Raw genomic sequence first — 13,705 nt, forward strand, 5'->3', positions numbered from 1 at the left:
GTGCTCCCGCCGGACGCGCCCGGACGCGGGGTGCCGTGCCTCGGCGCCTCGGTCTCCCGGTCCCGCTACGGCGCCTCTCCCCGGCCCTGACGGGGCAGTCCCGGCTCCTCCGCGCCGGCCGAGTTGCAGTACTCGCGCACCGCGCTGGTGCGGGCGACCACACGGCCCCGGTGGATGACGATCCGGCTGTAGGCCAGGGACAGCGCGCCGGAGAGCCGGTCGCCGCGCACGGCGAGCAACTCCGCGGGGAAGCCCGCCTCCACACGGACCTCGGGAAGACCGAGTACGGCCCGCGCGGCGGCGCTGACGGTGTCGTAGGCGTCCTCGGGACGCAGCCCGGAGCGCGAGGACAGCAGGTAGGCGGCCTCCAGGGGATCGCCGCGCCCCACCGGGTTGGAGACGTCGCGCAGCGCTCCGCTGCCGGCGGCGACCCGGACGCCCGCGGCGCGCAGCAGCCGGACGGGGGCGGTGGCGCGGCGGTCGGCGGCCGAGCAGCCGCCCTGCGGCAGGCACACCACGCTCACCCCGGCCGCGGCGAGCAGGTCGGCGGTGCGGGAGGCGGCCTCGCCGGGCAGCCGGGCCAGGCCCCCGCAGGGGCTCAGGGTCACACCGGGCCGCAGCCCCCCGGCCATCGCGGCGAGCCGGGCGAGGCGGGCCGGGTCGGCGGCGTCGGTGTGCAGGTCGACGGGGCAGCCGTGCTCGGAGGCGACCTCCAGGACGGTCTCGACGTAGCCCGTGGGGTCGGGGTCGAGGTCGGGGCAGCCGCCCACCACGGAGGCCCCCATCTTCAGGGCGTCCCGCAGCATGGCGAGCCCGTCGGCACCGGCCGCCCCGGTCAGCAGGCGGGGTACGGCGACCGTCGTCAGCTCGGCGAGCCCGCGCAGCGAGCGCCGGGCCTGGAGCACGGCACCGAGCGCGCCGAGCCCGGGGACGTCGCCCACGCGCACGTGGGCGCGCAGCGCGGTGGCCCCGTGGCCGAGCTGGAGCAGGGCCGCCTCGGTGGCGCGGCGCTGCACGTCGAGGGGTTCGTAGGAGACGGGTCCGTCCTGGTCGGCGGTGAGGGCGGTGTCGCCGTGGGCGTGGGGTTCCGCGGGAGCCGGCAGCAGGAGGTGGCCGGAGAGGTCCACACGGGCGCCGCCGCCGCGGGCACGGCCGCCGAGGCTGCCGGCCGTGCCGACCGCCTCGATGCGCCCGTCGCCCAGCCGTACGTCGACGGTCCGGCCGTCGGTCAGCCGCGCCCCGCACAGCAGCAGCGTGCCGGACCGCCCCACGGAGCCCGGCGAGGACGACGAGGGGGGCGGCTGCGGCTGGCTGTCGGGCATCGGGCTCCAGGGGCTCACATGATCACGCAGAGTGAGTCGAGCCTAGGGCGGCGGCCGGTCCGGGACCGGGAGGAGCGCAATAGTCGTACCGGTGTGGCCCCGGGCGGGCGCACGGGGAGGGAGGGGCCGGAAGGGCCCTCGGGAGAGGCGTGGCGAAGGGCCGGAGGGGGTCTCGGATACGGATTTGGGTGAACGGCCGCGGACCGTGTAATGTCTTCCTCGCTCGCCCCAATAGCTCAGTCGGCAGAGCGTCTCCATGGTAAGGAGAAGGTCTACGGTTCGATTCCGTATTGGGGCTCTGGTGTGAGAGGTTCCCGTCGCGAGACGGGAACGGATCACATCAAAGCGGTGTAGCTCAGTCGGTAGAGCAAGCGGCTCATAATCGCTGTGTCACCGGTTCAAGTCCGGTCACCGCTACTGACAGTAGCCGATTGCGGGGTCGGTCCTTCGATCGGCTACTCTTTCTTGCGTTGAATTAAATCCTACCCGTTCGTCAAGGAGCACTCACGTGGCTGCCACCGACGTCCGCCCGAAGATCACGCTGGCCTGCGTGGAGTGCAAGGAGCGGAACTACATCACCAAGAAGAACCGGCGTAACAACCCGGACCGTCTTGAGATGAAGAAGCACTGCCCGCGTTGCAACGCGCACACCGCGCACCGCGAGACGCGCTGACTCAGACTCACGTACGAGGCCGCCCCCGCTGTTCCAGGGGGGCGGCCTCGTGCCGTTTCACCAGCAACGCAGTTTCGACACAGCTCAGACCAGGAGGCGCCGGGCCATGGCACTCGACCAGTCCTTCGTGGGGCGCAGCTACCCGCCCACCGAGCCCTATGAGGTGGGCCGGGAGAAGATCCGCGAGTTCGCGGAGGCCATCGGGGACACCCATCCGGCCTACACGGACCCGGAGGCCGCCAAGGCGCTCGGCCATCCCGATGTGATCGCTCCTCCGACCTTCGTCTTCGCGATCTCCTTCAAGGCCGCGCAGGCGGTCGTCCACGACCCGCAGCTCGGCCTGGACTACAGCCGGGTCGTGCACGGCGACCAGAAGTTCGCCTACTCTCGTCCCGTGCGGGCGGGCGACCGGCTGACGGTCACCTCCACCATCGAGGGCATCAAGTCCCTCGCGGGCAACGACATCCTGGACGTCCGGGGCGAGGTGCACGACGAGGCCGGCGAGCACGTCGTGACCGCCTGGACCAAGCTGGTGGCCCGCGCGGCCGAGGAGGCGTGAGCAGATGACCGCGAAGATCGCGTACGCCGACGTCGAGGTCGGCACCGAACTGCCGGTGCGGACCTTCTCCGTGGACCGCGCCACCCTCGTCCGCTACGCGGGCGCCTCCGGCGACTTCAACCCGATCCACTGGAACGAGAAGTTCGCCAAGGAGGTCGGCCTGCCGGACGTCATCGCGCACGGCATGTTCACCATGGCCGAGGCCGCGCGTGTGGTCACCGACTGGGCCGGCGACCCGGGTGCGGTCGTCGAGTACGGCGTCCGCTTCACCAGGCCCGTGGTGGTCCCGAACGACGACCAGGGTGCCCAGATCGAGGTCGGCGGCAAGGTCGCGGCCAAGCTGGACGACAACACCGTCCGTGTCGACCTGACGGTGACCAGCGCCGGCCAGAAGGTGCTGGGCATGTCCCGGGCGGTCGTACGCCTGGCCTGACGCGCCTGTGAGGCGAAGGGGCGCCCCGCCGGGACGGGGTGCCCCTTTCTCCCGCTTGACTTAGTTAGTGATTGAGTACTAACTTGTGGGCATGGTCAGGATGAGCGCAGAGGAGAGGCGTGAGAGCGTCATCCGCGCGGCGACGCAGGAGTTCGCCCGCGGCGGCTACCACGGCACGTCGACCGAGGCGATCGCCAAGCGGGTCGGGGTCTCGCAGCCGTATCTCTTCCGGCTCTTCCCGGGCAAGAAGGCCATCTTCCTGGCGGCGTCCGAGCGGTGCATGGAGGACACCATCCGCACCTTCCGGGAGGCGTCCGAGGGCCTGGAGGGCGAAGAGGCATTGCACGCGATGGCCGATGCGTACACCCGGGTCATCGCGGAGCGTCCCGAGCGGCTGATGATGCAGATGCAGATGTACATCGCCGTGGGCGCCGCCGAGCAGGAGGGCGACCACGAGTTCGGCGAAGCCGTGCGGACGGGCTGGATGCGGCTGTGGGACACGGTCCATCTGCCGCTGGGCGCCGACGTGAACGAGACCACGACCTTCATGGCCTTCGGGATGCTCATCAACTGCCTGGTGGCCATGGGGTTTCCTCCCGGTCACCGTGTCTGGGAGGGGCTCTACGAGTCCTCTCGGCGCAAGGAACTGCCGGAAGACGAGTAGGCCGGCGACCGGGGGCCTGCCGGTCTTTTTTCATGGCCGCGAAAGTTAGTCAGCAATAACTAAGTAAACCTCGAGTCATCCACGAGCATCCTCTGGGGGAGAGATGTCACAGCACACCGCACCAGGTGCCCGCCGCGGCGGAGTCGGCTGGGCCCTCGTCATCACCAGCGTCGCCGGGTTCATGGCGGCCCTCGACAACCTCGTCGTCACCACCGCCCTGCCCTCCATCCGCGAGGACCTCGGCGGCGGGCTGCACGACCTGGAATGGACCGTGAGCGCCTACACGCTCACCTTCGCCGTGCTGCTGATGTTCGGCGCGGCGCTCGGAGACCGCTTCGGCCGCCGCCGTCTCTTCGGCATCGGGCTCACGATCTTCACCCTCGCCTCCGCCGCCGCGGCCCTCGCGCCGGGCATCGACTCGCTGATCGCCGCCCGCGCGGTGCAGGGCGTCGGCGCGGCCGTGATGATGCCCATCACCCTGACCCTGCTCACCGCGGCCGTCCCCGCCGAGAAGCGCGGCATGGCGTACGGCATATGGGGCGCGGTCAACGGTCTCGCCGTCGCCTCCGGGCCGCTCATCGGCGGCACCCTCACCGAGCACGTCTCCTGGCAGTGGATCTTCTGGCTGAACGTCCCGCTCGGCGTCGCCCTGCTGCCGCTCGCCCGGCTGCGGCTCGCCGAGTCCCACGGCTCCGGCGCCCCGCTCGACCTGCCCGGCACCCTGCTCGCCAGCGGCGGTCTCTTCGGCATCGTCTACGGCCTGGTCCGCGGCCCGGTCGACGGCTGGACCGGACTGCCCGTGCTGCTCGGCCTCGGCGCCGGAACCGTGCTGCTCGCCGGGTTCGTCGTCCACGGCACCCGCGCGAAGAACCCGATGCTGCCGATGCGGCTGTTCCGCTCCCGTGCCTTCGCCGGCATCAACGCCGCGAGCCTGCTGATGTTCCTCGGCATGTTCGGCTCGATCTTCCTGCTCAGCCAGTACATGCAGGGCGTGCTCGGCTACTCGCCCACCGAGGCCGGACTGCGCATGCTCCCCTGGACCGGCATGCCCATGCTCGTCGCACCCGTCGCCGGCATCCTGTCCGACCGCATCGGCGGCCGTCCGGTCGTCGCCGCCGGTCTCTTCTTCCAGGCCGCCGGTCTCGGCTACCTCGCCTCCGTGGCCACCGCCGACGCCTCCTACGCCTCGCAGCTGCCGGGCCTGATCCTCAGCGGCATCGGCATGGCGCTGTTCTTCGCCCCCGCGTCGGCACTGGTCATGGCCAGTGTCACGGCCAAGGAGCAGGGCATCGCCTCCGGCGCCAACAACGCCCTGCGCGAGGTGGGCGGCGCGCTCGGCATCGCGGTCATGTCCTCGATCTTCTCGGCCCGGGGCGGCTACGAGTCCGCCCAGGCGTTCGTCGACGGACTGCGGCCCGCCGTCGCCGTCGGCGCCGGGGTGGTCGCCCTCGCGGGGCTCGCCGCCCTGATGATCCCCGGTCGCCGCCACGCCGCCGCGGCGCAGGGCACCCCGGCCGACGGCGGCACGGCCCCGGAGAAGGTCCTGGAGCCCTCCACCCGCTGATCCCGCCCGGCACCGACGCCGCACTCCGCACTCCGCCCGCCGGTCGCCGGTCGTCCGCCCGCCCGTCCGCTGGTCGCCCGCCCGCCCGTCCGCCGGTGGGCGGGCCCGCACCGCCGCCCCATCCGCGGCCGGGCCCCGCGTGCCTACGGCCGTTCGCGCCAGGCTCCACCGCTCCACCGCACTGCCGCCCCGCACCGACGCCCACCGCACCGACGCGATGCCGCACAGAGGAGTCCGAGATGCCCACCCTTCCCTGGACCGTGCCGAACACCCCGCCGCAGGGCGCCGACGTCCATGTCTTCGCCTCCCGCTTCGAGACCCGCAGCCTGTGGGGAGCGCTCAGGTTCCTCGCCCGCACGCCGGGAGTGTGGCGGCAGGTGAGCCGGGCACCGGGCGCCTACGGGGCGACCCTGAAGGCGGAGCCGCTGAAGCGGACCTTCTGGACTCTCTCCGCCTGGGAGTCGCCCGCCGCCCTCAAGAACTTCGCCCGCTCCGGCACCCACGCCCCCACCTCCCGCGGTCTCGCCGCCGAGATGAAGGACGTGAAGTTCGCGACCTGGGCGGTGACCGGGGACGACCTTCCGCTCGACTGGGCGGAGGCGGCCCGGCGCCTGACCTGAGACAGGACACGCCGACGGCCCCGGCACCCACCCCGGCACACGCGTGTACGGCCCCGCCCACCCCGGCGGGGCCGTACACGCGTGTGCCGGGGCTGCCGGCGGTGTCTCGTAGTCTTGGGCGCGTGCAGGAACTCCACGACGCCCCCCTCGCCCCGCTGACCACCTTCCGGCTGGGCGGCCCCGCCACCCGGCTCGTCACCGCGACCACCGACGCCGAGGTGATCGACGCCGTCCGTGAGGCCGACGCCACCGGCACCCCGCTGCTGGTCATCGGCGGCGGATCCAACCTGGTCATCGGGGACAAGGGCTTCGCCGGCACCGCCCTGCGCATCGCCACCCGCGGTGCGAAGCTCAGCGGCACCCGTCTGGAGGTGGCCGCCGGCGAGGTCTGGACCGACACCGTCGCCCGCACCGTGGAGGCCGGGCTCGCCGGAGTCGAGTGCCTGGCCGGCATTCCCGGCTCGGCGGGCGCGACCCCGATCCAGAACGTGGGGGCGTACGGCCAGGAGGTCTCCTCCACCGTCACCGAGGTCGTGGCCTACGACCGCCGCGCGGGCGAGACGGTCGCGCTCACCGGCGCCGAATGCGACTTCTCCTACCGCCACAGCCGCTTCAAGGCCGACCCCGACCGGTACGTCGTCCTGCGCGTCCGCTTCGGGCTGGAGGACGCGGGCGGCCTGTCCGCGCCGGTCAAGTACGCCGAGACGGCCCGTGCCCTCGGCGTGGAACCGGGCGACCGGGTACCGCTCGCCGACGCCCGCGAGACGGTGCTGAAGCTGCGGGCCGGCAAGGGCATGGTGCTGGACCCGGAGGACCACGACACCTGGTCCGCGGGGTCGTTCTTCACCAACCCGATCCTCACCGACACGGCCTTCGCCGCCTTCCGCGCACGCGTGGAGGAGCGCCTCGGCGAGGGAGCCGAGCCGCCCTCCTACCCGGCCGGGGAGGGCCGCACCAAGACCTCCGCGGCCTGGCTGATCGACAGGGCCGGCTTCACCAAGGGCTACGGCACCGGCCCGGCCCGCATCTCCACCAAGCACACCCTCGCCCTCACCAACCGCGGCGAGGCCACCACCGAGGACCTGCTGGACCTCGCCCGCGAGGTCGTCGCCGGAGTGCGCGAGACCTTCGGCATCACGCTGGTCAACGAACCGGTGACGGTCGGCGTCAGCCTGTAGTCGCGGGCCGCCGGGTCACTCGCGTGCGCGCTCCCACAGCGACGGCACAGAGTCTGCCTCCGTCGCGCCGGGGGCGCGCGGGGAGGGGACACCCATGCGGGGCGCGGGACACCGTCGTACGGCCGTGATCGCGGTCGTCGTGGCCATGGCCGCCGTGCCGGCCGCCGGATGCGGCAGACGAGCCGAGGACACCGGCGGCGGAAACGCCGACGCCGATCGCCGGTCTGTGACCGCTCAGCCCGTCAGCCAGTCGTCCACGCCCGCCAGCAGCTTCTCCTTGACCTCCGCCGGGGCGGCCGACGCGCGCACCGACTGACGGGCCAGCTCCGCCAGCTCCTGGTCGGTGAAGCCGTGGTGCCGGCGCGCGATCTCGTACTGGGCCGCGAGCCGCGAGCCGAACAGCAGCGGGTCGTCGGCGCCGAGGGCGAGCGGCACCCCCGCCTCGAACAGAGTGCGCAGGGGGACGTCCTCGGGCTTCTCGTAGACGCCCAGAGCCACGTTCGAGGCCGGGCACACCTCGCAGGTCACGCCCCGGTCGGCGAGCCGCTTCAGCAGCCGCGGGTCCTCCGCCGCACGCACCCCGTGCCCGATCCGGTCGGCGTGCAGATCGTCGAGGCAGTCACGGACCGAGGCCGGACCGGTCAGCTCGCCCCCGTGCGGGGCCGACAGCAGCCCGCCCTCGCGCGCGATGTGGAAGGCCCGGTCGAAGTCCCTGGCCATGCCCCGGCGCTCGTCGTTCGACAGCCCGAAGCCGACCACGCCCTGGTCGGTGAAGCGCACCGCCAGACGGGCCAGCGTGCGCGCGTCCAGCGGGTGCTTCATCCGGTTCGCGGCGACCACCACCCGCATGCCGATCCCGGTGTCCCGCGAGGTCGTCCCCACCGCGTCCAGGATGATCTCCAGCGCCGGGATCAGCCCGCCCAGGCGCGGCGCGTACGAGGTCGGGTCCACCTGGATCTCCAGCCAGCCCGATCCGTCGCGCAGGTCCTCCTCCGCCGCCTCGCGCACCAGCCGCTGGATGTCCTCCGGCTCTCTCACGCACGAGCGGGCCGCGTCGTACAGCCGCTGGAAGCGGAACCAGCCGCGCTCGTCCGTCGCCCGCAGCTGCGGCGGCTCCCCGCTCGTCAGCGCCTCGGTCAGCGCCTCCGGCAGCCGCACTCCGTACTTGTCGGCCAGTTCCAGGACGGTCCCCGGCCGCATCGAGCCGGTGAAATGCAGGTGCAGATGGGCTTTCGGCAGTTCAGAGAGATCACGTACACGCTCCATTCGCCGATCCTGCCGTACGCCGTACACCTCCCGGTAGCGGTTTCCCCTCACGAGGTCTTGCCCGCACAAAGAAACGTCCCGCCCGTGCAGACAGAAGGGCCCCGCCGGATCGGCGGGGCCCCACGACGGAGGGGACGTCAGTCCCGGGCCTCCGCCAGCAGCTTCTGGATGCGGGAGACGCCCTCGACGAGGTCCTCGTCGCCCAGCGCGTAGGACAGGCGCAGGTAGCCCGGCGTGCCGAACGCCTCGCCCGGGACGACCGCGACCTCGGCCTCCTCCAGGATCAGCGCGGCCAGCGCCACGGTGTCCTGCGGGCGCTTGCCGCGGATCTCCTTGCCGAGCAGGCCCTTCACCGACGGGTAGGCGTAGAACGCGCCCTCGGGCTCGGGGCAGAGCACGCCGTCGATCTCGTTGAGCATCCGCACGATCGTCTTGCGGCGCCGGTCGAAGGACTCCTTCATCTTCTCGACGGCCGACAGATCGCCGGAGACGGCCGCGAGGGCGGCCACCTGGGCCACGTTGGAGACGTTCGAGGTGGCGTGCGACTGGAGGTTGGTCGCGGCCTTGACCACGTCCTTCGGGCCGATGATCCAGCCCACGCGCCAGCCCGTCATGGCGTACGTCTTGGCGACACCGTTGACCACGATGGTCTTGTCGGCGAGCTCCGGCACGACCACCGGCAGGGAGTGGAACTCGGCGTCGCCGTAGACCAGGTGCTCGTAGATCTCGTCGGTCAGGACCCACAGGCCCTTCTCGGCGGCCCAGCGGCCGATCTCCTCGATCTGCTCGCGGGAGTAGACCGCGCCGGTCGGGTTGGACGGCGAGACGAACAGCAGGACCTTGGTGTTCTCGGTGCGGGCCGCCTCCAGCTGCTCCACCGAGACGCGGTAGCCGGTCGTCTCGTCGGCGACGACGTCGACGGGCACACCGCCGGCCAGGCGGATCGACTCGGGGTACGTCGTCCAGTACGGGGCCGGGACGATGACCTCGTCGCCCGGGTCGAGGATCGCCGCGAACGCCTCGTAGATGGCCTGCTTGCCGCCGTTGGTGACGAGGACCTGCGACGCCTCCACCCGGTAGCCGGAGTCCCGCAGCGTCTTGGCGGCGATGGCCTCCTTCAGCTCGGGCAGGCCGCCGGCCGGCGTGTAGCGGTGGTACTTGGGGTTCTGGCATGCCTCGACGGCCGCCGCGACGATGTAGTCCGGGGTCGGGAAGTCCGGCTCGCCCGCGCCGAAGCCGATCACCGGACGCCCGGCGGCCTTGAGGGCCTTGGCCTTGGCGTCCACGGCGAGGGTGGCGGACTCGGAGATCGCGCCGATGCGGGCGGAGACCCGGCGCTCGGTGGGAGGGGTTGCAGCGCTCATGGGCCCCATCGTTCCAGACCCGAAACCTGCCCGGCACACGGGTTTCACGGACTGAACCAGGGCGGGTCGGCAGGTGAACAGACGTCCGGATTCCGGGCCCGGACCGGGTGATCTTCCGGCGATCCTTCACGTTCCCGGCCCCCACGGCCACTTTCTGTTCGACGACCGGCCCAGGAACACGTACACTCTCACCTCGTCGGCCTCCACCGGCACGCGCTCAGACGGTGCACACCGAGCACCCGTCCGGATGCGGTACGTTGGGGGACGCAACAAAGGGTCGTAGCTCAATTGGTAGAGCACCGGTCTCCAAAACCGGCGGTTGGGGGTTCAAGTCCCTCCGGCCCTGCTACACACACCGCCAGGATGTGTGCGCAGGTACGTACAGCAATGCACCGCCGTGCGGCTCAGACCGGGCGCGGCACGGCCACGACCCGGGACCAGGTGAGGATTGATGACGGACGCCGTGGGCTCCCTCGACACGCCTGACGCCCAGGACGAGGTGCCGGAGTCCAAGAAGAAGGCCCGCAAAGGCGGCAAGCGCGCCAAGAAGGGCCCGCTGAAGCGTCTGGCTCTCTTCTACCGCCAGATCGTCGCGGAACTCCGCAAGGTCGTCTGGCCGTCGCGCAACCAGCTGACCACGTACACGACCGTCGTGATCGTCTTCGTGGTCATCATGATCGGTCTGGTCACCGTGATTGACTATGGACTCGACCACGCAGCCAAGTACGTCTTCGGCTGAGCCAGAAGCGAAGGGCGCCGCGGTTACCGGCGCCCCTTTCGCATGTTCCACCCCTATGCACCCAGGAAGAAGCAGCCACCGTGTCTGACCAGAACCTGAACGACGCCATCGAGCCGGATGAGTCGGTGGACGACGAGCTCGACATCGTCGAGGGCGCGGACGAGGACCTGGACGAGTTCGAGGCTGCCGAGGCCGACGCGGGGGAGCCCGCCGAGGAAGCCGCTCTCCATGTCGAGGACGAGGCCGACGAGGCCGAGGCCGCCGACGGGACGGAGTCCGAGGAAGAGGCGGAGGAGGCCGAGGAGGCCGCTCCCGTCGACCCGGTCCAGGCGCTTCGCGAGGAGCTGCGCACCCTGCCCGGCGAGTGGTACGTCATCCACACCTACGCCGGCTACGAGAACCGCGTGAAGACCAACCTGGAGCAGCGCGCGGTCTCCCTGAACGTCGAGGACTACATCTTCCAGGCCGAGGTGCCGCAGGAAGAGGTCGTCCAGATCAAGAACGGCGACCGCAAGACGATCCGTCAGAACAAGCTCCCCGGCTACGTGCTGGTGCGCATGGACCTGACGAACGAGTCCTGGGGCGTCGTCCGCAACACCCCCGGCGTCACCGGCTTCGTGGGCAACGCCTACGACCCGTACCCGCTGACCCTGGACGAGATCGTCAAGATGCTCGCCCCGGAGGCCGAGGAGAAGGCCGCCCGCGAGGCCGCCGAGGCCGAGGGCAAGCCGGCTCCGCAGCGCAAGGTCGAGGTCCAGGTGCTGGACTTCGAGGTCGGCGACTCGGTCACCGTCACCGACGGCCCGTTCGCCACGCTCCAGGCCACGATCAACGAGATCAACCCCGACTCCAAGAAGGTCAAGGGTCTGGTGGAGATCTTCGGCCGCGAGACGCCGGTCGAGCTGAGCTTCGACCAGATCCAGAAGAACTGACCCCTTCTGGGCACCGCACTTCCGAACAGGTCGGACAAGCCGCCGAGGCTCGTCTGACCTGCTCGGTTTTTGGCCGCGCATCCATACCCGTTATCGTTGTGCGGTATGCCTGCGTCCGGGTGATTCCCGAACACGGGCAGGACCCGAATCGAAAGGACCCGGAGAGCTATGCCTCCCAAGAAGAAGAAGGTCACGGGGCTCATCAAGCTCCAGATCAACGCCGGTGCGGCGAACCCGGCTCCGCCGGTCGGCCCCGCGCTCGGTCAGCACGGCGTCAACATCATGGAGTTCTGCAAGGCCTACAACGCCGCGACCGAGTCGCAGCGTGGCTGGGTCATCCCGGTGGAGATCACGGTCTACGAGGACCGCTCCTTCACCTTCGTCACCAAGACCCCGCCGGCCGCGAAGATGATCCTCAAGGCCGCTGGTGTCGAGAAGGGCTCCGGCGAGCCGCACAAGACCAAGGTCGCCAAGATCACCGAGGCGCAGGTCCGCGAGATCGCCACCACCAAGATGCCCGACCTCAACGCCAACGACCTGGACGCCGCGTCGAAGATCATCGCCGGCACCGCCCGTTCCATGGGCATCACGGTCGAGGGCTGAGCCCCAACCTCGTAGACAAGCAGTAGTGGCAGGGCCCGCTCGGCCCGGACCACAACTCCTAAGAACCCCCAGGAGCAGTAGTGAGCAAGCGCAGCAAGTCTCTCCGCGCTGCGGACGCCAAGGTCGACCGGGAGAAGCTGTACGCCCCGCTCGAGGCCGTCCGTCTCGCCAAGGAGACCTCCACGACCAAGTTCGACAGCACCGTCGAGGTCGCCTTCCGTCTGGGTGTCGACCCGCGCAAGGCCGACCAGATGGTCCGTGGCACCGTGAACCTCCCGCACGGCACCGGTAAGACCGCCCGGGTCCTGGTCTTCGCGACCGGTGACCGTGCCGAGGCCGCTCGTGCCGCGGGCGCCGACATCGTCGGCGCCGACGAGCTCATCGACGAGGTGGCGAAGGGCCGTCTGGACTTCGACGCCGTCGTCGCCACCCCGGACCTCATGGGCAAGGTCGGCCGTCTCGGCCGCGTCCTCGGCCCCCGTGGTCTGATGCCGAACCCGAAGACCGGCACCGTCACCCCCGACACCGCCAAGGCCGTCACCGAGATCAAGGGCGGCAAGATCGAGTTCCGCGTCGACAAGCACTCGAACCTGCACTTCATCATCGGCAAGACGTCGTTCGACGACGCCAAGCTGGTGGAGAACTACGGCGCGGCCCTGGAGGAGATCCTCCGTCTGAAGCCGTCCGCCGCCAAGGGTCGCTACATCAAGAAGGCCGCCATCAGCACCACGATGGGCCCCGGCATTCCGCTCGACTCGAACCGCACCCGCAACCTCCTCGTCGAGGAGGACCCGGCCGCGGTCTGAGCCTCTCGGGCTCACTGAAGCAGGCCACGGGCCCCGCACCTTCTCGAAGGTGCGGGGCCCGTTCCCGTTGTGGCGCCCTGCGCTAGCGTGCGGGCAGGCACGGCACGGGGAGGACGTATGACCTGCGGCAGGACGGGACGGGGCCGGGCGCTGCTCGCGGCACTGGTGCTCGCGGGAGCGGCCGGCTGCACCTCCGCGGGCGGCGACGGCCCTCGGGAGGACGCCGGAGGGCGCCGTACGGCCACGGCCGAGCCGGAGGCGGTCGCCGCGCTGCGGGCCGCCGAGCGGGCCACCGGACGGGCCGGGTCGGCGCGGGTGGAGTCCACGACCACCCTCGGCGAGGACGTCTCCATGACCTCGTCGGGCACCCTCGCCTGGGCGGACGGCCTCACCGGGTCCCTCACCGTCACCTACACCGGCGGCAGCATGGCCGAGACCATGCGCGAGCTGGGCTCCGCCACGATGCAGGCCCGCTATCTGGCCGACGCGTACTACGCGCGCATGGGCGACGAGTTCGCCGCCGAGGCCGGAGGCAGGCACTGGATCCGCTACGACTGGGACGACCTCGCCGGCCTCGGCGACTCCGGTTCCGCTCTCGCCGAGCAGATCCGTGAGGCAGCCCCGCACCAGGCCCTGCGACTGCTGCCGGCCGCGGGCGACGCGCACCGGGTCGGCACGGAGACGGTCCGCGGCGAACCCGCCACCCGGTACCGGGCCACGGTCCGCGTCGCCGACCTGGAGGAGGCCGCGCTGCGCGAGCGGCTGCGGCAGACCGGGGTGCGGACACAGACCCTCGACGTGTGGATCGACGGAGACGGCCTGCTGGTCAAGAAGGTCGAGAAGGACCGCACGGAGACCGGACAGGTCACCCAGATCTCCTTCTACGGCGACTACGGCGTACCCGTGAGGGTCGCGCCGCCCCCGGCCGCCGACACCCAGGACTTCACGGCGCTGATGCCCGGTCCGGCCGGGAATTGAGAGG

At 71.3% G+C, this 13,705-nt stretch carries 15 protein-coding genes and 3 tRNA genes; 15 read left to right on the top strand and 3 right to left on the bottom strand.

The features are described 5' to 3' along the window. Positions 1–65: 65 nt before the first annotated feature. The gene (locus tag ACIQGV_RS21005; RefSeq protein WP_402496575.1) at positions 66–1,322 is read right to left on the bottom strand and encodes an amidohydrolase family protein; all 1,257 of its coding nucleotides are present in this window, start codon (positions 1,320–1,322) and stop codon (positions 66–68) included. A gap of 225 nt (positions 1,323–1,547) precedes the next feature. On the opposite strand from ACIQGV_RS21005, the gene ACIQGV_RS21010 reads away from it, so the two are divergent. The 9 genes from ACIQGV_RS21010 (at position 1,548) to ACIQGV_RS21050 (ending at position 7,013) form a co-directional block, all read left to right on the top strand. Further along, positions 1,548–1,620, top strand: a tRNA-Thr gene (locus ACIQGV_RS21010). 46 nt (positions 1,621–1,666) lie between these two features. After that, a tRNA-Met gene (locus ACIQGV_RS21015) sits at positions 1,667–1,739 on the top strand. 91 nt (positions 1,740–1,830) lie between these two features. Continuing rightward, positions 1,831–1,995 carry a 50S ribosomal protein L33 gene (gene rpmG / locus ACIQGV_RS21020; protein ID WP_003948671.1) on the top strand — a complete coding sequence of 55 codons (165 nt, stop codon included), beginning with the start codon at positions 1,831–1,833 and terminating at the stop codon, positions 1,993–1,995. Between the two features lie 106 nt (positions 1,996–2,101). Then, positions 2,102–2,554 (top strand): MaoC family dehydratase N-terminal domain-containing protein, encoded by a 453-nt coding sequence (locus tag ACIQGV_RS21025; RefSeq protein WP_402496576.1) that lies wholly within the window; start codon positions 2,102–2,104, stop codon positions 2,552–2,554. Between the two features lie 4 nt (positions 2,555–2,558). After that, positions 2,559–2,987 carry a MaoC family dehydratase gene (locus ACIQGV_RS21030; protein ID WP_402496577.1) on the top strand — a complete coding sequence of 143 codons (429 nt, stop codon included), beginning with the start codon at positions 2,559–2,561 and terminating at the stop codon, positions 2,985–2,987. A gap of 91 nt (positions 2,988–3,078) precedes the next feature. Further along, entirely contained in the window at positions 3,079–3,651 is a 573-nt protein-coding gene (locus ACIQGV_RS21035) for a TetR/AcrR family transcriptional regulator (protein WP_402496578.1), read from the top strand. A 103-nt stretch (positions 3,652–3,754) separates the two neighbouring features. Next, positions 3,755–5,215 (top strand): MFS transporter, encoded by a 1,461-nt coding sequence (locus ACIQGV_RS21040; protein ID WP_402496579.1) that lies wholly within the window; start codon positions 3,755–3,757, stop codon positions 5,213–5,215. Between the two features lie 239 nt (positions 5,216–5,454). Beyond that, positions 5,455–5,835, top strand: coding sequence for a DUF3291 domain-containing protein (locus tag ACIQGV_RS21045; protein ID WP_402496580.1), 381 nt, complete (start codon positions 5,455–5,457; stop codon positions 5,833–5,835). Positions 5,836–5,957: 122 nt separating this feature from the next. Further along, a complete protein-coding gene (locus ACIQGV_RS21050; protein WP_402496581.1) occupies positions 5,958–7,013 on the top strand; it encodes a UDP-N-acetylmuramate dehydrogenase in 1,056 nt (351 codons plus the stop codon). 234 nt (positions 7,014–7,247) lie between these two features. On the opposite strand, the gene ACIQGV_RS21055 is transcribed toward ACIQGV_RS21050, so the two are convergent. Continuing rightward, a complete protein-coding gene (locus ACIQGV_RS21055) occupies positions 7,248–8,279 on the bottom strand; it encodes an adenosine deaminase (protein ID WP_402496582.1) in 1,032 nt (343 codons plus the stop codon). A 137-nt stretch (positions 8,280–8,416) separates the two neighbouring features. Further along, the gene (locus ACIQGV_RS21060) at positions 8,417–9,643 is read right to left on the bottom strand and encodes a pyridoxal phosphate-dependent aminotransferase (protein WP_402496583.1); all 1,227 of its coding nucleotides are present in this window, start codon (positions 9,641–9,643) and stop codon (positions 8,417–8,419) included. Positions 9,644–9,916: 273 nt separating this feature from the next. Here ACIQGV_RS21060 and ACIQGV_RS21065 point away from each other — a divergent pair. The 6 genes from ACIQGV_RS21065 (at position 9,917) to ACIQGV_RS21090 (ending at position 13,701) form a co-directional block, all read left to right on the top strand. After that, a tRNA-Trp gene (locus tag ACIQGV_RS21065) sits at positions 9,917–9,989 on the top strand. Between the two features lie 105 nt (positions 9,990–10,094). Continuing rightward, the gene (gene secE / locus ACIQGV_RS21070) at positions 10,095–10,382 is read left to right on the top strand and encodes a preprotein translocase subunit SecE (protein WP_402496584.1); all 288 of its coding nucleotides are present in this window, start codon (positions 10,095–10,097) and stop codon (positions 10,380–10,382) included. A gap of 80 nt (positions 10,383–10,462) precedes the next feature. Continuing rightward, positions 10,463–11,314 (top strand): transcription termination/antitermination protein NusG, encoded by an 852-nt coding sequence (gene nusG, locus ACIQGV_RS21075; RefSeq protein ID WP_402496585.1) that lies wholly within the window; start codon positions 10,463–10,465, stop codon positions 11,312–11,314. Positions 11,315–11,482: 168 nt separating this feature from the next. Beyond that, positions 11,483–11,917: a 50S ribosomal protein L11 gene (gene rplK / locus ACIQGV_RS21080; protein ID WP_018543896.1), complete on the top strand. Its 435-nt coding sequence runs from the start codon at positions 11,483–11,485 to the stop codon at positions 11,915–11,917. Positions 11,918–11,997: 80 nt separating this feature from the next. Next, positions 11,998–12,723: a 50S ribosomal protein L1 gene (rplA, locus tag ACIQGV_RS21085; protein WP_402496586.1), complete on the top strand. Its 726-nt coding sequence runs from the start codon at positions 11,998–12,000 to the stop codon at positions 12,721–12,723. Positions 12,724–12,840: 117 nt separating this feature from the next. Further along, complete coding sequence (locus tag ACIQGV_RS21090; RefSeq protein WP_402496587.1) at positions 12,841–13,701, top strand: hypothetical protein; 861 nt, start codon at positions 12,841–12,843, stop codon at positions 13,699–13,701. The last annotated feature ends 4 nt before the right edge of the window (positions 13,702–13,705 follow it).

The organism is Streptomyces sp. NPDC093094 (assembly GCF_044754345.1).
GTDB lineage: Bacteria > Actinomycetota > Actinomycetes > Streptomycetales > Streptomycetaceae > Streptomyces.